The organism is Actinoplanes oryzae (assembly GCF_030757795.1).
In the GTDB taxonomy this organism is placed as follows: Bacteria; Actinomycetota; Actinomycetes; order Mycobacteriales; family Micromonosporaceae; genus Actinoplanes.
In genome coordinates, this window is sequence record NZ_JAUQWH010000119.1 from 1 (window position 1) to 21,582 (window position 21,582).

General features: G+C 73.3%; 20 protein-coding genes. 17 read left to right on the plus strand and 3 right to left on the minus strand.

What is annotated here, in order from left to right:
- A partial coding sequence (locus RBH18_RS30525) for a phosphotransferase (RefSeq protein WP_306213916.1) occupies positions 1-336 on the plus strand: 336 nt, incomplete at its 5' end.
- Positions 337-489: 153 nt separating this feature from the next.
- On the opposite strand, the gene RBH18_RS30530 is transcribed toward RBH18_RS30525, so the two are convergent.
- Entirely contained in the window at positions 490-1,359 is an 870-nt protein-coding gene (locus RBH18_RS30530; protein WP_306213917.1) for a dioxygenase family protein, read from the minus strand.
- Between the two features lie 147 nt (positions 1,360-1,506).
- On the opposite strand from RBH18_RS30530, the gene RBH18_RS30535 reads away from it, so the two are divergent.
- From RBH18_RS30535 to RBH18_RS30600, 14 genes are all read left to right on the plus strand, one after another.
- Complete coding sequence (locus RBH18_RS30535; RefSeq protein WP_306213918.1) at positions 1,507-2,292, plus strand: polysaccharide lyase family 7 protein; 786 nt, start codon at positions 1,507-1,509, stop codon at positions 2,290-2,292.
- A 17-nt stretch (positions 2,293-2,309) separates the two neighbouring features.
- Positions 2,310-3,314: a magnesium transporter CorA family protein gene (locus RBH18_RS30540; protein WP_306213919.1), complete on the plus strand. Its 1,005-nt coding sequence runs from the start codon at positions 2,310-2,312 to the stop codon at positions 3,312-3,314.
- 48 nt (positions 3,315-3,362) lie between these two features.
- Entirely contained in the window at positions 3,363-6,386 is a 3,024-nt protein-coding gene (locus RBH18_RS30545; RefSeq protein WP_306213920.1) for an FtsX-like permease family protein, read from the plus strand.
- Entirely contained in the window at positions 6,383-9,391 is a 3,009-nt protein-coding gene (locus RBH18_RS30550) for an FtsX-like permease family protein (protein ID WP_306213921.1), read from the plus strand. Before RBH18_RS30545 ends, RBH18_RS30550 begins: the two co-directional genes overlap by 4 nt.
- A complete protein-coding gene (locus RBH18_RS30555; RefSeq protein ID WP_306213922.1) occupies positions 9,391-10,041 on the plus strand; it encodes an ABC transporter ATP-binding protein in 651 nt (216 codons plus the stop codon). Before RBH18_RS30550 ends, RBH18_RS30555 begins: the two co-directional genes overlap by 1 nt.
- Before the next feature lie 17 nt (positions 10,042-10,058).
- Positions 10,059-10,532 (plus strand): OsmC family protein, encoded by a 474-nt coding sequence (locus RBH18_RS30560; protein ID WP_306213923.1) that lies wholly within the window; start codon positions 10,059-10,061, stop codon positions 10,530-10,532.
- A 45-nt stretch (positions 10,533-10,577) separates the two neighbouring features.
- Positions 10,578-10,946 (plus strand): type II toxin-antitoxin system RelE/ParE family toxin, encoded by a 369-nt coding sequence (locus tag RBH18_RS30565; RefSeq protein ID WP_306213924.1) that lies wholly within the window; start codon positions 10,578-10,580, stop codon positions 10,944-10,946.
- Positions 10,946-11,254: a helix-turn-helix domain-containing protein gene (locus tag RBH18_RS30570; protein ID WP_306213925.1), complete on the plus strand. Its 309-nt coding sequence runs from the start codon at positions 10,946-10,948 to the stop codon at positions 11,252-11,254. Before RBH18_RS30565 ends, RBH18_RS30570 begins: the two co-directional genes overlap by 1 nt.
- A 62-nt stretch (positions 11,255-11,316) precedes the next feature.
- Complete coding sequence (locus RBH18_RS30575) at positions 11,317-12,156, plus strand: ABC transporter ATP-binding protein (protein WP_306213926.1); 840 nt, start codon at positions 11,317-11,319, stop codon at positions 12,154-12,156.
- A gap of 50 nt (positions 12,157-12,206) precedes the next feature.
- On the plus strand, positions 12,207-13,145 hold the full coding sequence (locus RBH18_RS30580; protein ID WP_306213927.1) for a ribose-phosphate diphosphokinase: 939 nt from the start codon (positions 12,207-12,209) through the stop codon (positions 13,143-13,145).
- A gap of 542 nt (positions 13,146-13,687) precedes the next feature.
- Positions 13,688-14,062 (plus strand): hypothetical protein, encoded by a 375-nt coding sequence (locus tag RBH18_RS30585; RefSeq protein WP_305782354.1) that lies wholly within the window; start codon positions 13,688-13,690, stop codon positions 14,060-14,062.
- Positions 14,059-14,493 (plus strand): hypothetical protein, encoded by a 435-nt coding sequence (locus RBH18_RS30590; protein ID WP_306213928.1) that lies wholly within the window; start codon positions 14,059-14,061, stop codon positions 14,491-14,493. The genes RBH18_RS30585 and RBH18_RS30590 overlap by 4 nt, the downstream gene beginning before the upstream one ends.
- Positions 14,494-14,507: 14 nt before the next feature.
- Positions 14,508-15,344 (plus strand): hypothetical protein, encoded by an 837-nt coding sequence (locus RBH18_RS30595; protein WP_306213929.1) that lies wholly within the window; start codon positions 14,508-14,510, stop codon positions 15,342-15,344.
- Between the two features lie 31 nt (positions 15,345-15,375).
- On the plus strand, positions 15,376-15,843 hold the full coding sequence (locus tag RBH18_RS30600; protein WP_306213930.1) for a roadblock/LC7 domain-containing protein: 468 nt from the start codon (positions 15,376-15,378) through the stop codon (positions 15,841-15,843).
- Here the strand turns inward: RBH18_RS30600 and RBH18_RS30605 are convergent.
- Positions 15,776-16,648, minus strand: a complete 873-nt coding sequence (locus RBH18_RS30605; RefSeq protein ID WP_306213931.1) for a helix-turn-helix domain-containing protein — start codon at positions 16,646-16,648, stop codon at positions 15,776-15,778. The genes RBH18_RS30600 and RBH18_RS30605 overlap by 68 nt on opposite strands.
- An 83-nt stretch (positions 16,649-16,731) precedes the next feature.
- Between RBH18_RS30605 and RBH18_RS30610 the strand changes: the two genes are divergently transcribed.
- The gene (locus tag RBH18_RS30610; RefSeq protein WP_306213932.1) at positions 16,732-17,430 is read left to right on the plus strand and encodes an SDR family NAD(P)-dependent oxidoreductase; all 699 of its coding nucleotides are present in this window, start codon (positions 16,732-16,734) and stop codon (positions 17,428-17,430) included.
- Here RBH18_RS30610 and RBH18_RS30615 read toward each other — a convergent pair whose 3' ends face one another.
- On the minus strand, positions 17,431-19,497 hold the full coding sequence (locus RBH18_RS30615) for a hybrid sensor histidine kinase/response regulator (RefSeq protein ID WP_372339015.1): 2,067 nt from the start codon (positions 19,495-19,497) through the stop codon (positions 17,431-17,433).
- 259 nt (positions 19,498-19,756) lie between these two features.
- Between RBH18_RS30615 and RBH18_RS30620 the strand changes: the two genes are divergently transcribed.
- Positions 19,757-21,565: a serine/threonine-protein kinase gene (locus RBH18_RS30620; protein WP_306213934.1), complete on the plus strand. Its 1,809-nt coding sequence runs from the start codon at positions 19,757-19,759 to the stop codon at positions 21,563-21,565.
- The last annotated feature ends 17 nt before the right edge of the window (positions 21,566-21,582 follow it).

Sequence of the window (21,582 nt, forward strand, 5' to 3'; positions counted from 1 at the left end):
TGCGGCAATGTGCTCTGGGAGGGCGAACGGCTCAGCGGGATCGTCGACTGGTCCGGCGCCTGCGCCGCCCCGCGCGGGTTCGACGTGGGGTGGTGCCGGCTCGACCTGGTGCTGCTGTTCGGGGCGGGCGTGGCCGACGAGTTCCTGGCCGGCTACGAGGCCGCGGCCGGGGTGCGGGTGCCGGACGTGCCGGCGTGGGACCGGTTCGCGCTGGCCAATGCGCACCGGGACGTCGAGAGCTGGACCGGCAACTACCGCGAGCTGGGCCGGCCCGATCTCACCCCGCAGGTGCTGCGCGCCCGCCACACCGCGTGGAGCCAGCAGCAGACGGCGTGAAGCGCGCAACACGCCGTGTGTGGGGAGCGCACGGCATGAAGCGGTGAGCGCACGGCGGGAAGCGGTGAGCGCACGGCGGGAAGCGGTGAGCGCACAGCGTGGGGCGGTGAGCGCGGCGTGGGGCGGGGAGCGCGCGGCGGGGAGCGGCGGACGTCAGCCGACGGTCTGGAAGGAGCGCTTCGAGAAGCCGAGCATGTAGCCCTCGATGGCCGTGCGGACCGGGGCCGTCGGATCGGCCGCCGATCCCAGGGCGATGAAGAGCGGCGTGTAGTGGTCCGGGGTCGGGTGGGCGTAGGGCATCCCGGGCGCCCGGTGTTGGTAGGCGGCCAGTTCGTCGAGGTCGCCGCGGGCCAGGGCGTCGGCGGCCCACGCGTCGAAGTCCGCGGACCAGGCGGGCACGGCGCCGTGCTGGACCATGTCGCGGGTGAGGAAGGGCAGCCCGTGGACCATGAAGCCCGAGCCGATCACGAGCACGCCCTCCTCGCGCAGCGACCGCAGGCGGGCGCCGAGCGCGAGCAGCCGGTCCGGGTCGTGCGTGGGCATGCTCATCTGCAGGACGGGCACGTCGGCCAGCGGGTACATGGCCATCAGCGGCACCCAGGCGCCGTGGTCGAGCCCGCGCCGCGGGTGCTGGTGGACCGGCTCGGAGTCGGGCATCGCCGCGGCCACCCGGCGGGCCAGGGCGGAGGCGTCCGGGGTGGCGTACGTCATCTCGTAGTAACGCCTGTCGAAGCCGCCGAAGTCGTAGACCAGCGGCGTGCCGGCCGTGCCCGCCGACAGCAGCAGCGGCGCGGTCTCCCAGTGCGCCGAGACGATGAGGATGCTCTTCGGCTTGGGCAGCGACTGCGCCCAGTCCGACAGCTGGCGCAGCCACGGGCCGTCGTCGAACAGCGGCGGCGCGCCGTGGCTCAGGTACATCGCCGGCATCGGGCCGTCGGCGGGCGTCCAGGCGCGCTGGGTGCGGGCGCGTGCCAGAGCATCGGGGAGAAAGGCGTCGTACGCGGCCGCCGGTCGGTTGTTCACCACCCGAGCATGACGCGCAGAACTTGAAGCGTCAACCTATCCTCAAATCAAGACTTGATTGAAGAGGTGGACGTTGATGAGATGGGGGGCGTCGCCCGGCCCCCACCGGCGCGGCAGCAACCATCCCCGATCCCGCGGAGGCCCGGCATGAAACGCCGTACCCAGCTTCTCGCCCTGCTCAGCGCCGTCGCCGTCACCGGCGGTCTCGGCATCACCGGCACGATGAGCGCCCACGCGGCGGCGCTCGACCCGGCGGTGTCGCCCGGCGGCAACTTCAACCTCTCGGTCTGGTCCCTGCAGCTGCCCATCGGCTCGCCCGGCGCGCCGACGACCATCCCGCCGTCCCAGCTCAAGGGCGCGAGCGGCTACAGCAACCCGGCGTACTTCTGGACCGACTCCAACGACGGCTCGATGACCTTCTGGGCGCCGGAGAAGGGCGTGACCACGCCGAACTCCAACTACGCCCGCTCCGAGCTGCGCGAGATGAACGCGAACGGGACGGCCGCCGACTGGCCGCTCGCCGGCAACCACACGCTCAGCGTGGACCTGCGCATTCCCCAGGTCACCAAGAACGTCGCCGTCGGCCAGGTGCACCTCGGCTCGGGCGGCTCGTCGACCAAGCCGCTGCTCGAGCTCTACTACCGGCCCAACGGCGACATCTATCTCGGCACGGAGAACTCGCCGGCCGGCGGGCAGACGCTGCACAAGGTCGGCAACGTGGCCCTGGGCGTGCGGTGGACGTACGTCATCAATGTCACCGGGAACACGATCAACCTGACCGTCAACGGGTCGCGGACGAGGTACGCCATCCCGTCGTCGTTCAACCCGTACAAGCAGTACTTCAAGGCGGGCTCGTACAACCAGTCCTCCTCCGAGAGCACCACCAACGGCGCGAAAGTGAAGTTCTATGCGCTGACGATCACGCACAGCTGAGGATTTAGAGTCCAGGAGTGACCGAGCCACAGCGCCTGAAATGCCCGACCATGTCCCGCCTCTACGAGGACGGCAAGGTCGTCGCCGAGAACTTCGGCTTCGAGGAGATCCCGCAGCTCCTGGCGAAGCACCGGCACGCGGCGCTGTGGCTCGACCTGCTCGACCCCGACGAGCTCGACCTGCAGCTGATCGCGCCGATGTTCGGCCTGCACCCGCTCGCGGTGGAGGACGCCGTCCACGACCACCAGCGCCCCAAGCTCGACCGCTACCGCAACCACCTCTTCATGAACGTGTACGCCGTGAGCGTCCGCACCGACGGTCCCACCCCCGTGTCGGAGAAGCAGGAGATCAGCGCCTTCATCACCGAGCAGGCGTTCATCACGGTCCGCAAGTCCGCCGGCGACCTCGGCCCGGTGCTGCGGCGCTGGGACGAGGAGCCCGAGCTGGCCAAGCACGGCGTCTCCTTCCTGGTCTACGGGCTGCTCGACGTGGTCGTGGACGGGCAGTTCGCCGGCGCCCGCGCGCTGGACGAGGCGATGGACAAGACCGAGGACGCGATGCTCGAGGAGGGCGGCGCGCCCCGGCCCGTCCGCATGTACGGCTTCGGCCTGCGCAAGGCCCTGGTCCACCTGCGCCGCTCGGTCGCGCCGATGCCGGACGTCATCTCGACGCTGCTGCGCCTGGAGCTGGACCTGGTCGTCGACGGGCTGAAGCCGTACTACCGGGACGTCGACGACCACGCCCGGCGCGCGACCGAGACGCTCGACCAGGCCCGCGACCGGATCAACGGGCTGCTCGACGCCGATCTCAACGAGCAGAGCAACAACCTGAACGTGACGACCCGCAAGCTGGCGGCCTGGGCCGCGATCATCGCCGTGCCGACCGCGGTGACCGGCTATTTCGGACAGAACGTGCCCTACTGGGGCTACGAGACGACCGGCGGCTTCGTGGTCAGCTCGATCGTCATCGTTGTTTCGGGAGTGTTGCTGTATTGGTATCTGAAGCGGCGCGGCTGGTTGTGATCTTCACCGCTACTCTGCCCGGGGACCGGGTAGGTGCGGGGAGGCCGGATGCTGGCGTTGGTTCTGCAGGCGGTGCGTGCCCGGGCGGCCCAGGCGCTGACCGTGCTGATCCTGACCGCGCTGGCAGCCGCCGTGGCGGTCGCCGGTCCCTGGTACGCCATCGCCGGCGCCTCGGCCGCCGCGGTGTCCGATGTCGAGCACGCCCCGGCGGACCAGCGGGTGGTGTCCGTACGCCAGACGGGCGCCATAGATGATCCCGCGGACTCCCTGGCCGCGTTCGCCGACGCCGCCGAGCGGGTGCTCGCCCTGCCGGCCGGCGGCCCCGCGCCGGTGCGGGGCGTGGCAGCCGACGAGACGGTGCTGACGGGCGGCGCGAACGAGGCGGTGGCACTGGCCTACCGCGACGACTTCTGCGGCCACGCCACGCTCACCGGCACCTGTCCGGAACGCGCCGGCGACGTCGCCGTGAGCGCGGACCTGGCCCGGGTGCTGCGCCTGGCCGTGGGCTCGACGATCGACGTCGGCGTCACCCCGTCGTCCGACCCGCTCCCGCTGCGGGTGACGGCCACCTACGACGTCGTGGACCCGGCCGGGCCGTACTGGGGCAACCGGCCCTTCGGCACCGAGCAGCGGCTGGACCCGGTGTTCACGGTGCTGGAGACCTTCGCCGACCCGCTGATCCGCGAGCCCCGGTTCATGTACGACGTCGAGCTGCCCCGCGCCCTCCTGCGCGGCGAGGAGGGCGACCTGGCCGCCGTGCTGGCGAACGCGGCCCGGGCGGCCAACGACGCGTCCGAGATGCGGCTGATCGACCCGACCGGCCCGCTGCTGCAGACGATCGCCGCCGACCGCACCCTCGTCCGCGACGGCGTGCTCGTCGCGCTGGTGCAGGTCCTGGTGCTGAGCTGGTTCGCCATGGGGCTGGCCGGGCGGTACACCGGCCGCGAGCGCCGGGCCGACGCGGCACTGCTCAAGCTGCGGGGCAGCCGGCGCCGGCGGATCCTGGGACTCGCCTTCGGCCAGCACCTCGTGCCGCTGCTCGGCGGCACCCTGCTCGGCGTCCCGCTCGGTGTGGCCCTCGCCTGGGCGCTGGTCGGGCCGGTCGAGGCGGCCGAGCGTACGTCGGTGCTCGTGGCCTCCGCTCTCGGCGCCGCCGCGGTCCTGCTCGGCGGCCTGCTGACCCTGGCCGCCGTCGAGCTGATGACGTTGCGGCTGCCCGTCGCGCAACTGCTGCGCCGCGTCCCGGACCGCCGCCGCTCGTGGCGGGCCGACGTGTTCGACCTGGCCCTGCTGGCGATCGCCGTGGCGGCCGTCTACCAGACCCGCACCGGCGACCCGGGCCGTGGCCTCGCGCTGGTCGCCCCGGGTCTGGTCGCCCTGGCCGTGGCGCTGCTGCTGGCGCGGCTGCTGAGCCGGGCCGCCGACGCCGCCGGGGCGGTCGCCCTGCGCGGCGGGCGGCTGCGGCTGGGCCTGACCGCCGTACGCATCTCCCGCCAGCCCGGCACCGACCGCGTGTTCGCGCTCGTCACCGTCGCCGTCGCCCTGTTCGTCACGGCCGGGGGGCTGTGGTCGGCCGGCCGGCAGGCCCGCACCGACCGCGCCGAGGTGGAGGTGGGCGCGGCGCGGGTGCTGACCGTCACCGCCGCGAACGCCACGGCGCTGCTCGACGCGGTCCGGACCGCCGACCCGGGCGGCCGGGATGCCATGGCTGTCGTGAGCGACCCCGCCGCCGTGCCGCCCCTCGTCGCGGTGGACAGCGAAAGGCTCGGCGCGGTGGCGAACTGGCGGCCCGAGTACGGCGACGTGGCCACCCTGGCGCGGTCGTTGAGCACCGACGTCCCGGCCGCGCCCGCGATCACGGGGGACACCCTGACCGCCCGGGTGCGCAACGACGGTGCGAAGACGGTCCGCTTCCTGGTCACCGTGCAGCAGGAGGCGACGGGGGCGGTCATCACGGAAGGCGCGACGCTGCCGCGGGGCACGCACACCCTGACCGTACGGGTGCGGGGCTGTGCGGAGGCGCCGGGCTGCCGGCTGACGCGCTGGGAGGTCGCCCGCTATAAGCCCGCGGTCGCGCCGCCCAGCGACACGGCCGCCGCCGACCCGCCGCCGGAGCTGCGCAAGGTGACCCTGCTCGGGCTGCGCCAGCAGGACCCCGACCAGGACGTCCTCGACGCGGCGGCGCTCGGCGACGCACGCCGGTGGCGCGGCGACTTCACCGGTACGCCGACCGCCCTCAGCGCCGCACCCGGAGCCCTGACCGTGACGCTCACCGTCGCGGCCGCCGACGACCAGCCGAAGGGCGGCCGGGTGTCCGTCGTGGACAGCACGCTGCCCGTACCGGTGCTGCTGGCCGGGACGCCGCCGAGGGAGTGGCTGTTCGAGGACCCGTCGGTCAGCTCGCTGGCCGACTCGGTCGTCCCCGTACGCGTCGCCGGGCGAGCGAGCGCGCTGCCCGTGGTGGGCGGCAGCGGCGTGCTCACCGACCTCGGGACGGCCCGCCGGATCGGCGCCTCCGCCGCCTCCCGGGGGATCTCGCAGGTGTGGCTGTCGCCCGGCGCCCCCGCCGGCCTGGTGCCCGCTCTGCAGCGGGCCGGCCTGACCGTCACCGGCGACACCTCGGTGACGGCCGAGGCCGGGCAGCTGGCGGAGCAGGGCGTCGCCCAGGCCGCCCGCTTCGCGCTGATCGCCGCCGCGGCCGGGGTGCTGCTGGCCGCCGCCGCTGTCGCCGTCGCCACGGCGTCCGACCGCGGCCCGCACCTCGACCAGCTGCGCGCCCTGCGGGTGCAGGGCCTGAGCGCCCGGTCCGCCGTGGTCGTCGGCTATGCCGCCGGCGTCGCGCTGGTGCTGACCGGCGTCCTCGCGGGCCTGGCCGCCGCGCTGCTCGCCCGGCCGCTGGCCCGGACCGACACACCGATGTTCACCGACAGCTGGAGCGTGGTGCCGCCGCCGGGCGCGCTGAGCGCCGCGGCCCTGCTCGGCACCGGCGCCGTGTGCCTGCTGGTGCTGACCGTCACCGGCGGCCTGTCGCTGCTGCCGCTGCACCGGGCTCTGCGGGAGGGCCGCCGATGACCGCCCTGATCCTGGCGATGCTCCTGCGCCGCCGCGCTCAAGCCGTCGCCATGGCGCTGCTGTCCATGCTCGCCGTCGCCGCCGCCGTGGCAGCCCCCGCTTATCTGCGCGCGGCCGACCGGGCGGTGGCCGCCGGGCAGGTCGGCACGGCGACCGCCACCGAGCGCGGCCTCGCCCTGACCCGGACGGAGAACGACGCGGAGTCCGCCGGCGGGCGCGGGGTCTCCTTCGCCGACCTCGGCCCGGCCCTGGCGGACCTGCCCGGCTTCACCCAGGTGTACGCCGCGGAGTACCCGGCGGTCGGCATCGAGCCGGACACCGTGCGCGCGTCGCGGCTCGTCTTCCGGCAGGACTTCTGTGCGCACCTGACGATCGTCACCGGCCGGTGCGCGTCGGCGTCCGGCGAGATCGTGCTCGGGGCGAGCACCGCCGAGCGGCTCGGGCTGACGGCCGGGGACAGCGTCACCCTGGCGTACGCCGAGTACAGCAAGGACCCGGCCCTCCTGATGTACCTCGAGGCCGGCACGCCGCTGACCATGCTCGTCGCCGGGACCTACACGGTGCCGGCGCCGGGGGCGACGTACTGGGGCGGTCACGGCTACTTCGCCACGACGCCGGGCAACCGTCCCGGCGAACCGGTCTTCACGCCCGGGGCCACGGTGGCCGCGATGGACCACAAGTTCGCCTCGAAGTCCGTGGACAGCAGCGCCGGCCCGGGCGCGCTCGACGTCGACCGGCTGGACGATCTCCGCGCCGCCCTGGTCACCCTGGACAAGATGATCGCCAACCTGGGCGCGAGCGTCGGCGTGAACACCGGCCTGCCGGACCTGCTGAGCCGCATCGACGACGGCCGGGCCACCGCCCGGCTCATCGTGCCGGTCGTCGCGGTGCCGCTGATCGTGCTCTCCTGCTTCGTCATCTTCCTGGCGGCCGGCTACGGCGCCGAGGCGCGCCGGCCCGAGCTCGCCGTCATCGCGCTGCGCGGCGTGCGCCGGTGGGAGCGCCTGCTGCTGGCGACGGGCGAGAACCTCGTCGCGGTCGTCGCCGGCGCGCTGGCCGGCTGCCTCGCCGGCCAGCTGCTGATCAACCTCATGGCCGCGGTGCTCTTCCCCGGCGTCGGCGCCGCCGCGGGCTTCGGCTCCCTCGTGTACGCCGCCCCGGCCGCCCTCGCCGCCCTGGCAGCGGCCCTGCTCGCCCTCCGCCGGCAGCTCTTCGCCCCGGTCGCCGTCCTGCTGCGGCGGGTCACCGGCGCCGGCCGCCGGGCCCCGGTCCTGGAGATCCTGGCCGTGCTGCTCGCCGCGGTCACGACCGTCCAGCTCTCGCTCTCCGGCATCCCCGAGGGCGCCGGGGTCTTCGCCGCGGGCCTGGTCATCTTCGCCGCCGCGCTCCTGGTCGCCCGGATCCTGATCCCGGTGGCCGCCCGCGTCGCCGCCCGGGCGCTGCGCCGGGGCCGCACGGACGTCGCGCTGGCCGGCCTCCAGCTCGCCCGCCGCCCCGGCGCCACGAGCCTGCTGGCGCTGCTCGTGGCGGTCTCCGGGGTGGCGGCGTACGTCACCTGCGCGATCGGGTCCGGGCTGCGCGACCAGGACGTCATCGCCGAGCAGGGCACCGGCGCCGACCGGGTGCTGACGGTCACCGCCGTCTCGCCGTGGAAGCTGCTGAGCGCCGTGCGGGCGGTCGACCCGGAGGGGCGGTTCGCGATGGCCGTCGTCCGGACGGAGGCCAACCACAACGGCGAACCGGCCGGCCTGGTGGTCGACAGCGCACGGCTGGCCACGGTGGCGACGTGGCCGGGCGGCGGACCGCAGGCGGACGAGGTCGCGCGCGCCCTGCGCCCCGCCGCGCCGCAGGAGCCGGTCGTGATCCCGGGCCGGGACGTGTCGCTGCGGGTCGACGCGAGCAACCTGCCCTCCGGCGGGCGGATGCTGGGGCTGCAGGTGGCGGTCAGCTCCCTGCGTGGCGGCGACTCGACCCTGCTCGACCTCGGGACCATCCGCGCGGGCGAAAAGGACTACACGCAGCGCACCGAGCTGTGCGCCGAGGGGTGCCGCCTCGACGGCATCCAGGTGCAGGCGGCCGTCACCGGCAACGTCACCGCCCACCTCGTCGTGACCTCGGTCGGCAGCATCAACCCGGTCGCGGCGGCGCTGCCCGCCGGCCGGCTCGCCGATCCCGCCGGCTGGCGCGTGTCCGCCGACGGCACCCTGTCCGGCAGCCCGAAGGGCCTGGTCCTCGACGTCTCCGCGCCGAACGGGCTCAGCCAGAGCGGCGTCCTGCTGCAACCGGCCGACAATCCGCAGACCGTGCCCGCCGCGATCGCGGGCCGGGCCGGCGACCGGATCACCGGCCTCGACGGCCAGCAGCACCCGGTCGCCCGCGCCGTGGACCTGCACAGCATTCCGCGACTGGGCCTCTTCGCCTGGATGACCGACCTCGAGTACGCCGACCGCGCGTCCGCCGTCGAACAGGCGGTGGACCGTCCCGAGGTGTGGCTCACCGCGGGCGCTCCCGCGGACGTGATCGACCGGCTGTCCACCCAGGGCCTGACGGTGGCCGGCAACGTCCGGGCCACCGAGGTGCGCGCCCAGCTCGCCCGGCAGGGCCCGGCCATCTCCCTGTGGTTCTACGTGCTGGCGACGATCCTCGCGGTGCTGCTCGGCGCCGGGGCGCTGCTGCTGGCCGCCGCCGTGGACCGGCCGCGACAGGCGGAGGACCTGACCGCGCTGCGGCTGCAGGGGCTCGGCGCGCGGGTCGCGCGGCGGGCGGGCCTGTGGGCGTACCCGATGCTCGTGCTCGTGGCGGTCCCGGCCGGGACCGGCGCGGGCCTGCTCGGCTACAACCTCACCGGCCGGACGCTGCCGCTGGCCGGCCTGAAGCCGCCGCCCTTGCCGCTGCCGATCTGGCCGCACTGGTGGCAGGTGGTCGCCGTGGCCCTGGTGGTGCTGGTGCTGCTGACCGGCGTGGCCGTCGTGGCGGGCCGGCGGATCTCCCGACAAGGACTGTGATGCGGACACTGACGATCGAGAACGCGGACCTGGGGTACGCCACCGGGGAACCGGTGCTGCGCGGGGTCACGGCCGCCGCCCGGCCGGGGGAGCTGCTGGCCGTGACGGGCACCTCCGGCGCCGGCAAGACGACACTGCTGGCCGCGATGGCGGGCGTGCTGCGCCCCCGGTCCGGCCGGGTGCTGGTGGACGGGTCCGACCTGCCCGACCGGGACCGCGGGGTGGCACTCGGGGTCGTCCTCATCCCGCAGGAGAACGCCCTCGCCACCATCCTCACCGCCGCGGAGAACGTCTCGGTCGCCATGATGGCGACCGGCGCCGACCCGGCCGAGGCCCGCCGCACCACGGCCGGGTCCCTGGACCGGCTCGGCCTGGCGGGACAGGCGGGACAGCTGGTCGAGGAACTCTCCGGCGGGCAGCAGCAGCGCACGGCGATCGCCCGCGGGCTCGCCCTGCGCGGCGACGTGCTGCTGGCCGACGAGATCACCAGCGAACTGGACGCGGCCAACCGCCAGAAGGTCATCGACCTGCTCCGCGCCGAGGCGGCCCGGGGCGCTGCCGTCGTCTTCGCCACCCACGACCCGGAGGCCGCGGCGGCCTGCGACCACGAGCTGCACCTCGCCGACGGGACAGCGGTACTCGTCCGGTAGCGCCTACTGTTCTGCCCATGGCTGTTTCTGGGGAGCAACTCGCGCACGAGACCCGGCTGGAGTGGGACGGATCGACGGGCGCGGGCTATCGGGCGTACGGCAGGGAGCACCGCGCCACCGCCCCGCCCGCCACCGCGTCGCTGACCCTGAGCGCCGACCCGCACTTCCGCGGCGACGCCGCCCTGCTCAACCCCGAACAGCTCGTCGTGCTAGCCGCCAGCTCGTGCCAGCTGCTGTCCTTCCTGTCGCTGGCCGCGCGCAAGCACGTCGACGTGGTCCGCTACACCGACGACGCGACCGGCCACCTGAGCGCCGACCTGCGCAAGGCCCGCATCGAGACGATCACGCTGCGCCCGGTGATCGAGGTGGCCGCCGGCGCCTCCGAGGAGCTGATCCACGAGCTGGTCGAGCAGGCGCACCAGGAGTGCTACATCGCCAACTCCCTCAACTCCGACATCACCATCGCCGCGACCGTGCTGATCGCCAGGTAAGGGACGGCCCTGGCGCCCCTAGAACTCCAGCGTTATATTTCAGAGATGGGCTGGGAAGTCATTCTCGTCGGGGAGGTTGATGCCTGGTTCCTCGACCTCGCCAAGACCGACCCGGACAGCGCTGAACTGGTCGAGGCCGCCATCAACGTCCTCGAGAGGGAGGGGCCGACTCTTGGAGCGCCTCTGGTCAAGCGGATCGAGAATTCGAACTACCACCACATGAAGGAATTGCGGCCCGGTTCCGCTGGATCGACCGAGGTACGCATCCTTTTCGCCTTCGATCCTGTCCGGCGTGCTGTCCTGCTGGTGGCGGGTGACAAGGCCGGCTCCTGGAATCGTTGGTACAGCGCGAACATCCCGATCGCTGATGCTCGGTACAAGGCGCATCTCGACGAGACGGAAAGGCAACGTTGATGACTGGTCGGAACTGGCGTGAGGTGCGCGCCGAGGCGAATCTGGATCGGGACCGGGTCGCGGCGCACGAGCAGCGCATGCTCGCCGAGGTGCGGGCAGCCCGGCTGGCCGAGATGCGTCGGCAGCTCGACATGACCCAGACCCAGGTCGCCGAGCGCATGCACGTGTCCCAGGCGCGGGTCTCCGCTATCGAGAACGGCGACGTCGACGCCGCCGAGCTGGGCACTCTCAAGAACTACATCGCCGCGCTCGGCGGCCGGCTCGAGGTCGTGGCCACGTTCGGGGACCAGAGTCTGCGGCTGGGATGAGGCGCCGGATTGCGGCTCGGGCGTGACCATCGCCACGTGATCGTGGGCTAGATTGACGAGCCATGAACGGTCTTGCGGTGGCCTGCCGGCGCGTCGTGCACATCTATCGGGCGGAGGCCGGCGACGTCGTGGCGCTGGCCGGCGTGGACCTGTCGATCGCGCCCGGGGAGACGATGGCGCTGGTCGGGCCGTCCGGATCGGGGAAGTCGACGCTCATCTCGCTGCTGGCGGGCATGATGCGGCCGTCCGCGGGGCGGATCAACATCGGCACGTACGACATGGGCAAGCTCAGCGACAACGAGGTGTCCCGGCTGCGGGGCACCGAGATCGGCGTCGTGCTGCAGGGGGCGGCGCGCAACCTGCTGCCGTACGCGTCGCTGCACCGCAACATCTGGCTGGCGCAGCGCCGGGCCGCCCGGACGCGCGGGGTGGAGCTGGACGACCCCGACCGCATCCTCGATCTCGTCGGTCTCCCCGGCCGGGGCCGTGCCCGCCTCGACGAGCTGACGCCGGGCGGCCGGCAGCGCGCCGCCCTCGCCGTGGGCATCGCCGCGGGGCCGGGGCTGCTGCTCGTCGACGAGCCCACCAGCCGCCTCGACACGGCGGGCCGGGACGAGGTCCTGGAGGCGATGGAGACCGTCAACCGGGAGCGGCAGACCACCATCGTCGTCGTCACCCACGACAACGAGGTCGGCGCGCGGCTGGGGCGGGCGGTGACCATCCGGGACGGCCGGGTGGGGGCCGAGGGGCGCGACGGGCAGGACTTCGCCGTGGTGGCCGGGGACGGGACCGTGCAGCTGCCGCCGGAGGTGCTGGGCAGCTTCCCGCCCGGGACGCTGTTCACCGTGGACCACGAGAACGGGTCGGTCACGCTGGTCCCCGGCGGCACCGAGGCCGCCTGACGCCTTGGTCACCCGGACGTGGCGGGAGGCTCTTGTCTAGGGTGGGCGCCGTGCGCGACATCGCCGTGTTCTCCGGTAATGCCCACCCCGAGCTGGCCGCCGAGATCTGTGATCAGCTCGGCGTGCCCCTCCTGCCCACCCGGACCTCCCGCTTCGCGAACGACTGCATCGAGGTGCAGCTGCAGGGCAACTGCCGCGAGCGGGACGTGTTCCTGATCCAGCCGCTCGTGCCGCCCGTCCAGGAGAACCTGGTCGAGCTGCTCTTCATGCTCGACGCCGCGCGGGGGGCCTCCGCGGGACGCATCACGGTCGTGCTGCCGCATTACGCGTACGCCCGGAGCGACAAGAAGGACGCCCCGCGCATCTCCATCGGGGGCCGCCTGGTCGCCGACCTGCTGCAGACGGCGGGCGCGCACCGGATCCTCGCCATGACCCTGCACTCGCCGCAGGTGCACGGCTTCTTCAGCATCCCCGTCGACCACCTGCACGCCCTGCGGGAGCTGGCGCAGCACTTCCGGGGCTACGACCTGAGCAACTCGGTGGTGGTCTCGCCCGACCTGGGCAACGCCAAGGAGGCCGCCGCCTTCGCCCGGATGCTCGGCATCGAGGTCGCCGCGGGCGCCAAGCAGCGGTACGCCGACGACAAGGTGGTGATCAGCACGGTCATCGGCGACGTGTCCGGCCGGGACGTCATCATCCTGGACGACGAGATCGCCAAGGGCAGCACGGTGTTCGAGCTGCTCGGCCGGCTGCGCGAGAGAAATGTCCGGAGTATCCGTGTTGCGTGCACGCACGGCCTGTTCGCGGCCCGTGCGGTCGAACGTCTCTCGGAGGAGAAGGACGTCGAGGAGATCGTCTGCACGAACACGGTGCCCGTGCCGTATGCCGGGCGTACCGGGAAGCTGACCGTCCTGTCCGTGGCGCCGGCCCTCGCGGAGGCCATGCGACGCATCCACAACGGGGAATCCGTGAGTGCGCTCTTCGCGTGACGGTACGTGAGCAAATCTCATTACACAGAGTTGCCTTGCGTATCGCCGTAAATGCCTCGTCCGGCCAGTTCAGGGTGCGGATGGCGTATCTCGTGGTGCATACGCTCCGTTGACAAATGCCGGTTGATCATGGTTACCTTGGGTGCAGCCGGGGCGGGACGTGACCTGCTCGCCGCGGCGGCCCGGACGGTCGGTGTGACGGGGGTCGTGCGGGGCGCCGCACCCCCGGCCGGGGTGTCGTCCACTGTGGTCGCGAGGGGTGCCGGATCCCCCTCGCGACGGCGCACCGAGCCGCCGCACCGTGGCACATATGGCCCGCGACCTGCGTCGATTCGGCTGAGCCGGGTGATGCGTTTGTCCATCCCCCGGTCGGGGGACCGGCTAGCCTATGTTCAGGTTGATCTCTCGCGGTATGCGGGCAGCGCTGTGCGATTCGGTGCAGACCTGTGTCACGCTGGCCGTCGCATGATCCGGACCGCTCCGGCCCGACAACACCGCAGGTCACGCGCCGCGGGCCGGGGCCATGAGCACACGGAGGACACGTGGCTAACATCGAAACGTCCCTCAAGGAAGCCATGTCCATCGACGGCGCCGTCGGCGTCGCGCTGGTCGACTACACCAGCGGCCTGACCCTCGGCGTCATGGGCGGCGGCCCGACCATGGACATGAACGTCGCCGCGGCCGGCAACACCGACGTGGTCCGCGCCAAGGTGCGCACGCTGGAGATGCTCGGGCTGACCGACTCGATCGAGGACATCCTCATCACGCTTGACACCCAGTACCACCTGATCCGCCTGCTCAAGTCCTCCCGCAGCGGGGACGCGTTCTTCCTCTACCTGGCGCTGCACAAGAACCGCGCCAACCTGGGCCTCGCGCGTCACCAGCTCCGTCGCATCGAAGCCGACCTCGAGGTATGACGAGTTCCACCCGCAGCATGTCGGAGATCGTCACCAGCGCGGTGGCGGATTTCCGGGCCCTCGTGCCGGACTGCATCGCCTCGGGTCTCGTGGACATGTCGACGGGGATGCTGCTGGCCGTCGACACCCTCGACGACTACCCGGGTGAGCTGCTCGACCTCCTCGCCGCGGCCACGTTCGACCTCTTCCAGGGGCGCAACGTGACCATGATCGAGGAGATGTTCAAGGCTCGCCGCGGAGTCACCGACACGAGGCACTACTTCCAGGAAATCCTGGTGCACAGCGACAACCTGATCCACCTGTTCCTGCGGAGCCAGGCGAACCAGGACATCGTGGCGGTCATCGTCTGCCGCCGCGACGTCAAGGTCGGCATGGTCTCCGCGCAGGCGCGCATCGTGATGAAGCAGCTGGAATCCGGCTTCGCCGGGTGAGCTGCGGAGGTTCTATGAGGCTGGACGATGCGCTCCGGATCCCGGGCGCGTACGCGGTGGCGCTCATCGCCGCGGACGGCCCCGCCCTCACCTGGTGGGGGCGGACTCCCACCGAGGACCAGGCCCGCGCGGCCGCCGGCGTCGGCCGGTCCGCGGCCGACCTGGTCCGCCTGGGCGCGGCGGACCAGAGCGCGGAGGACGCCCTCGACGACGTGCTGGTCACCAGCGCCAACGCCTTCCACGTGCTGCGCCTGCTGCCGGACGAGGGCGGCGCGGGCCGGGTCGCGCACCTCATGCTGCGCCGGGCGGGGGCCAACCTCGCGATGGCCCGGCACGACTTCCGGACGCTGACCGCCGCGTACGTGGCATCGGCCGCGGAGCCTGCCGAGGCCGCGCCGACGGTACGGGCGACCGCCCCCGTGTCCCCGCCGCCGGAGCTGCCCGAGCCGGCCGCGGCCGCGGAACCGGCCGATGAGGAGGTTCCGGCCGCCGGGCAAGACTCCGGGCCCCGGCACGCGGCCGAGGTCGGCGCCCCTCCCGGGGAGGAAACCGGCGCACCGGACGAATCCGTCGACGCCGGGTTGCCGATCGGCGAACAACCGGCCCCCGGGCTGGAACCCGAGGCCGCGGCGGAGGAAGATCGGGGCGCGGACCAGCAGGAAGCCGCCGGGGAACCGGACAAGGGAGGGAAACCGCTGCTGCCCCGCCGCGAACCGCGGACGGACAAGATCCCGCCCGCCGCGGTGACGGCCACGGCGACCCCCGCCGCATGGCTCGACCTGCTCGGTCAGCCCTACCTCAACGATGAGACCGTGCTCGAGCGCGTGCTCGGCTCCCTCAAGCAGCTCTGAACGGCCCACCCGCTCGCCGTCCCCCGGCGTGATGCGCGACCGACCCCCCGTACGCACGCTGGAGAAGAGAACACCGGTGCAGAGCACGTCCACGGAGCAGCAGTTCAACGCCGTCCGCCAGGAGCTGGCCGGCCTCAGGCACCAGGTGACCGGCGTGCAGGGCTGCGTCATCGCCGGCGTCGACGGCCTGCTCATCCTGCACGACACCCTGAGCAACCAGGAGCCGCACGACCTCGCCGCCCTCGCCGCCGGTGCCCACGGCATCAGCCGGACCTGCGGCAGCGCGCTCGACCAGGGCGGCTTCCACGAGTGCACGATCCACAACCAGCGCGGCTACCTCGTCGTCTACTCCGTCGGCGACCTGGCGCTGCTGGCCGTCCTCGGCGACGAGCGCCTGAACGTCGCCCGCCTGCACCTCGAAGCGCGCCAGATCACCGGTCGCCTGGCGGCCCTGCTGCAGATGGCGACCGCCCAGCAGCAGCACCCGTTCGACTACTGAGCAGTCGCGCCAGCCGCTCGGCGTCCCGCGTGCCGGGCGCGGGCGAGTAGACCACCATGCGCAGGTCGCTGCCGGGGGCCTGCAGCACGTCGCCGTCCAGGACGAGGGGCCCGGTGCCGGGGTGGTCGATGTGCTTGCGCATGCCCCGGAAGCGGGCGGGCCGGGCGGCGGACCAGCGCTCGGTGAACTCCGGGCTCACCTCGTGCAGGGCCGTGACCAGGTCGGCCAGTTCGGCGTCGCCCGGGTGCTCGAGGGCGGCCACCCGCAGGTCGCCCACGATCGCGTCGCGATAGCTCTCGTCCTCGTCCGGGTCGACCCACACCTGCGGGTTGGGCTGCGTCATCTCGAACCACACGACGTTGCGCTCCCGGCCCCGCAGCTCGGTGGAATCGCCCAGCAGCGCCGTCCAGGCGTCGTTCCAGCGCAGCAGCCACCAGTCCGCCGAGTAGACCGCGACCGGCCACTCCCGCAGGCGGGTGACCATCCGTTCGACGCTGTCCGGCACCGCCCGGGTCACGGAGCCGGCGGCGGGCGCCAGACCGGCGGCGCGGTGCAGCAGGGCGGAGTCGTCCTCGCCGAGGCGTAACGCGCGGGACAGCGCGGCGATCACGGGAGCGGAGGGCCGGGTGGCGCGTCCCTGCTCCAGCTGGACGAGATAGTCCACGGAGACGCCGGCCAGCAACGCCAGCTCCTCGCGGCGCAGACCTGGGGCCCGCCGGGCGGTGGCGACCGCGCCGGGGAACGGAAAGTCGCAGCGGTCGCGGAAACCTCGCAGCAGCGGGCCCAGGGCCGTTCTGTCCGTCACGTGATCAGCGTAAGGGTGGTGCCGGCAGTCCTACCCACACACGTCGCCTTCCTCGCCCGGGCCTCCGGCCGCAGGGTGGTGGCATGGAAACGATCACTCTCGTCACCGGTGGCAACAAGGGCATCGGGCGCGAAACCGCCCGGCGGCTCAAGGAGGCCGGGCACACCGTGCTCATCGGCGCGCGCGATCCCGGGCGGGGCCGGATCGCCGCCGAGGAGCTCGGCGTCGGGCTGCTGCCGCTGGACATCACCGACCAGGCCGGCGTCGACGCGGCCGCCGCCCGGGTACGCGCGGATCACGGGCGCCTGGACGTCCTGGTCAACAACGCCGGGGTCAACACGGTGGTGAAGCCGCTGGAGCAGACCACCGCCGAGGAGGCCGCCGCGGTGCTGGAGGCCAACCTGCTCGGCGCCCTGCGCGTCACCAATGCCTTCGTCCCGTTGCTGCGCGCTTCCCGGCACGCCCGGATCGTCAACGTGTCGTCCCGGGTGGGCTCGTTCGCGGCCACTCTCGAACTCGGCATGTTCGACTGGCAGGTCGTGCCGCCCGTCTACGCCATCTCCAAGACCGCCCTGACGATGCTCACCCTCAAGTACTCCCGGGCCCTGCCCGGCATCCTGGTCAACGCGGCCGACCCCGGCTACACCGCGACCGACCTGAACGGCGGCCGGGGCACCCAGACGGTCACCGAGGGCACCGACGCGATCGTGCGCCTGGCCACCCTGGGCGACGACGGCCCCACCGGAACCTATGTCAGCCGCGACGGCACGGTGGCCTGGTGATCACGGCCGGCCCGGCTGCGGGCCGCAGAGCGCCCGGATCGCCCCGAGCAGGGTCGAGCGGGTGAAGGGCTTCTCCACGAGCATGCTGTTCGCGTCCAGGGTCAGCTGCGGGCCCAGGGAGGCGGCCGTGTAGCCGGACATGTAGAGCACCGGCAGGTCCGGATGGTGCGTGCGCAGCGCCGCGGCGAGCTCCGGGCCGGTCATCGTCGGCATGACGACGTCGGTGATGAGCAGGTCGGGGTGGGCGCCCGCGGCCACCTGGGTCACCGCCATGAGGGCGTCGGTCGCGACCGTGATCTCGTAGCCGGCCGGCTCGATGAGGCGCTGCACCAGCTGGGCCACCTCGGGCTGGTCCTCGACGATCAGGACCCGGCCGATCACGGCCGGGGTGGCCTGGCGGTCGACCGACGGGGCGGGACGCTCCTCGGCCGCCGGCAGGTAGAGGTGGACCGTCGTGCCCATGCGCGGCTGCGACTCCAGCTCGATGTGCCCGCCCAGGCCCTGCACGATGCCCGCCGTGGTGGCCAGGCCGAGGCCGGCGGCCGTGGGGCGCGTGCTGAAGAAGGGCTCCAGGGCGCGGCGGCGGGTCTCCTCGCTCATGCCCACGCCGGTGTCCTGGATGACCATGTGGACGATCTTGCCCGCCGGGGCGTTCTCGGCGGCGAGCTGCCCGGGCTCGACGACCTCGTTGGAGGCGGCCACGCGGAGCATGCCGCCGTGCAGCATGGCGTCGCGGGCGTTGGCGGCGAGGTTGACGAGGGCCTGCTCCAGCGGGCCGCGCTCGCCGCGCACCGGCCAGACGTCCGGGCTGAAGGCCAGGTCGAGGCCGATGCGCTCGCCGAGCGTACGGCTGAACAGGCTCTGCACGTCGGTGAGCAGGTCGGGGATCGGGATGATCTCCGGCCGGTTTCCCTCGGACCGGCCGAAGGCGAGCAGCTGGTGGGTCAGGGTGCGGCCGGTGGCGACGGCGTCGAGGATGTCTTTGGCCATCTGGTGCTGCGGGGTGCCCTCGGCGGTGGTGGTCGCGATCATGTCGGCGGAGCCGGCGACCACGGTCATCAGGTTGTTGAAGTCGTGCGAGATGCCGCCGATGAGCTGGCCCATGCTGTCGAGCCGGCGCAGGTGGTCGAGCTGGCGCTTGAGACCCTTGGCGTCGATGTGGTCGGTCGTGTCGGTGACCATGCACAGCACGCCGTTGTAGCGGCCGTTCTCGTCCTCGAGCGGCATCATGCTCATCCGCACGTTGCGGTGCGAGCCGTCCGCGCGCAGCAGCCGGGTCGCGCCGACCGTCGAGCGGCCCGCCTTGCACTCGGCGAGGCGGCGGGTGAGCTCGGCCTGCCCGTGGTCGTCGAGGAAGCCGCGCAGCGAGATGCCGACGAGCTGCCGCCGGGGGAGGCCGAGGACGACGCCGATGGGCTCGTTCGCGTACGTCGCCCGTCCCTCGGTGTCGAGCTGCAGCACGCCCTCCGGGATCGTCTCCAGCACCCGCCGGTAGCGCTCCTCGCTGGCGCGCAGCCGTTCCTGCGCGCGCGCCGACGAGAGGGCCAGGGACAGCTCGCCGGCGATGTCGCGGGCCAGCTCCACCTCGGCGGGGGAGTAGACGGCGCCCGGCAGGCCCCGGGTCATGATCAGATAGCCCGCGTACGTGTTGTCGACGATGATCGGGCACAGCACGGCGGCGTGGACCTCGGGCAGGTGCGCCGGGTCCAGGTAGGCGGAGTGGTGCGGCGGCGGCAGCTGGTCGATCGGGGCGCCCTCCTCCCCGGCCAGCACCACCGGGCGCCGGCTCGCGGCCAGGCTGGTGGAGAACGGGTCCTCGGGCAGGTCGCCGCCGCGGTCGAGCAGCCGCGCGTAGGGGAGCGCGAGCTCGTCGTCCGCGTGCAGATACGTGATCTCCTCGTAGTACCCGTCGTCGCCGAGCAGCTGCACACCGGCCCCGTCGCCGAGCATGTCCGCCGCGGCGCGCGCTGCTGTGGCGCGGACCTGGGCGGCGTCCTCGGCGGCGCGGCTGAGCGCCAGCGCAAGGTCCGCCAGTGCGTACCGAAGCGGATAAGCCATGACACCCATGAGGCAATACTCGGCGCAACGGCCGCACGGTGCTGGCGATTCGCGAGGAATGCAACCGTACGGCCGACGTCAGTCACACGCGTCACAGGAGGAACGAGCGGGCGGAGGGCGCGGTGACGGGCGGCCGCGGGGGTGCCCGTCAACTGCCAACTCGGACGCCGGGAGTTGCATGTTGAACTGGACAATCAGCATCATTCCGGCTCGGCCGAACTCGGTGCCGTGACTGACCGTCACGGCGGGCGGAGGGACACGACCACCTGTGGAGCAGCACACGGGCAGCGGCTTACCGGCGGACGGCGGAGAGGAGGCGGCGACGCTCGATCTCAGCGGGCGGTGCGTCGGGTCCTCGTACATCCTGATCCGGCCCCTCGGTCAGGGCGCGACCGGAACGGTGTGGCGGGGTGTCGACCGGGCATCGGGCGAGCCGGTGGCGGTGAAGCTGCTGCACGAGAGCCTGATGAGCCGGCCCAAGCAGGTGACGCGGTTCGTGCAGGAGCGCACGATCCTGCTGATGCTGCGGCACCGCAACGTCGTGCGGGTGCGCGACCTCTTCAGCGTCGGGGAGTCGCTGGGCCTGGTGATGGACCTGGTGCCCGGCGGCAGCCTGCGCGACCATCTGCGCGAGCACCCGACCCTCGCGCCCGCCGCGGCGGCCCGGGTCGGCGCCCAGATCGCGGCGGCGCTCGCCGAGGCCCACGAGCTCGGCATCGTGCACCGCGACCTCAAGCCGGACAACGTGCTGCTCGCCGACGCGCGCCCCGGCAAGCTGGACGTGCGGCTCACCGACTTCGGCATTGCGCGCGTCCTCGCCACCCCGCGCCTGACGACCACCAACGCGGTCGTCGGCACCCCGCACTACATGGCACCCGAGGCGTTCCACGGCGCTCCCGCCAACCCCGCCATCGACGTGTACGCCCTCGGCGTCCTGCTCTACGAGCTCGTGTCGGGCTGCCATCCGTACGACGACGACACCGTGCACGGCCTCATGAACCTGCACATGCGCGGGGAGCCCGTGCGCCGCCCCGGCATCCCCGACGCGCTGTGGGACGTCATCGCGTCGTGCCTGGAGCAGAAGCCCCGCCTGCGCCCGACCGCCGCCGAGCTCGCCGTGGACCTCGGCGACGTCGCGCGCGCCGTGCTCGACGCCCCGGCGCTGCCGGCCGCCTCCGTTCCCGCCGCCGCGCCGGCCGCCGCCCGCTCAGCGGCCGCGCCCGCCTCCGCGATCTCCTGCTCCCCGCCCGGGTCCTCCTCCCCGCCCGGGTCCTCCTCCCCGCCCGGGTCCTCCTCCCCGCCCGGGTCGGGGCCGCCGGAGCCGCCCGCGCACCCGTCGCTGGCCGGGATGCCGGTCGCGCGTCCCGTGCCCCGCCGCAACCAGCCGGCGAGCTGGCGCTGGGCGCGGCCGTGGGGCCTGGTCGGCCTGGTCTCCGCCGCGATGCTCGCCTCGGGCGTCGCCACCACCGCCTGGCACCTCGGCCGCGGGGAGTCCTCGCTCGCCGCGCCGCCGCCCCCGGCCGCCGTCCCGTCCGCCATCGCCGCGACGTCCGCGACGCCGTCTCCCGCGACCACCACCAAGACCAAGGCCGCGAGCCGGGCGCGGGTCCGGCCGCGTGCCGCGGTGACGGCCGCGGTGACGCAGGCCCTGACCAAGCCGTCCGTACGCCCGAAGCCGCGCCGGACGACGAAGCCGCCCGCCCCCGTCACCGAGAAGACCACCGGCCCCTGGGCGTGTGCGCGGCAGCTCGCCTTCAGCATGGACAACGCACTGATGCTCGAACCGTGCCACCGGATCGGCGAGCAGGTGCAGGTGCGCGCCGCCCTCGCCGCCCCGCGCCCCGGCATCGCCACGATGTGGGTGGCGCTGCGCGACGTCGGCAACGGGCGCACCACATCGGACAGCCGGACCTGCGGCAACCTGGTCTACGAGCAGGGATCCGCGTCCCACCAGTGCGGTCCCGTGACCCTCAGCCCCACGCGTGGCCACCGCTACCAGGTCGTCATGGCGTGGCGGTTCACGCGGGAGGGCCGGACGACATCGGGCAGCGCGAAGGGCAGCGCTTTCGATTTCTGAGCGGTAATGTTCTGCGC

What these genes read in the sequence shown, in the direction of transcription:
- RBH18_RS30535 (WP_306213918.1), top strand. Translation starts at nt 1,507, where the DNA reads ATGAAACGCCGTACCCAGCTTCTCGCCCTGCTCAGCGCCGTCGCCGTC.
- RBH18_RS30545 (WP_306213920.1), top strand. Translation starts at nt 3,363, where the DNA reads ATGCTGGCGTTGGTTCTGCAGGCGGTGCGTGCCCGGGCGGCCCAGGCG.
- RBH18_RS30550 (WP_306213921.1), top strand. Translation starts at nt 6,383, where the DNA reads ATGACCGCCCTGATCCTGGCGATGCTCCTGCGCCGCCGCGCTCAAGCC.
- RBH18_RS30555 (WP_306213922.1), top strand. Translation starts at nt 9,391, where the DNA reads ATGCGGACACTGACGATCGAGAACGCGGACCTGGGGTACGCCACCGGG.
- RBH18_RS30560 (WP_306213923.1), top strand. Translation starts at nt 10,059, where the DNA reads ATGGCTGTTTCTGGGGAGCAACTCGCGCACGAGACCCGGCTGGAGTGG.
- RBH18_RS30565 (WP_306213924.1), top strand. Translation starts at nt 10,578, where the DNA reads ATGGGCTGGGAAGTCATTCTCGTCGGGGAGGTTGATGCCTGGTTCCTC.
- RBH18_RS30570 (WP_306213925.1), top strand. Translation starts at nt 10,946, where the DNA reads ATGACTGGTCGGAACTGGCGTGAGGTGCGCGCCGAGGCGAATCTGGAT.
- RBH18_RS30575 (WP_306213926.1), top strand. Translation starts at nt 11,317, where the DNA reads ATGAACGGTCTTGCGGTGGCCTGCCGGCGCGTCGTGCACATCTATCGG.
- RBH18_RS30590 (WP_306213928.1), top strand. Translation starts at nt 14,059, where the DNA reads ATGACGAGTTCCACCCGCAGCATGTCGGAGATCGTCACCAGCGCGGTG.
- RBH18_RS30595 (WP_306213929.1), top strand. Translation starts at nt 14,508, where the DNA reads ATGAGGCTGGACGATGCGCTCCGGATCCCGGGCGCGTACGCGGTGGCG.
- RBH18_RS30600 (WP_306213930.1), top strand. Translation starts at nt 15,376, where the DNA reads ATGCGCGACCGACCCCCCGTACGCACGCTGGAGAAGAGAACACCGGTG.
- RBH18_RS30610 (WP_306213932.1), top strand. Translation starts at nt 16,732, where the DNA reads ATGGAAACGATCACTCTCGTCACCGGTGGCAACAAGGGCATCGGGCGC.
- RBH18_RS30615 (WP_372339015.1), bottom strand. Translation starts at nt 19,497, where the DNA reads ATGGGTGTCATGGCTTATCCGCTTCGGTACGCACTGGCGGACCTTGCG.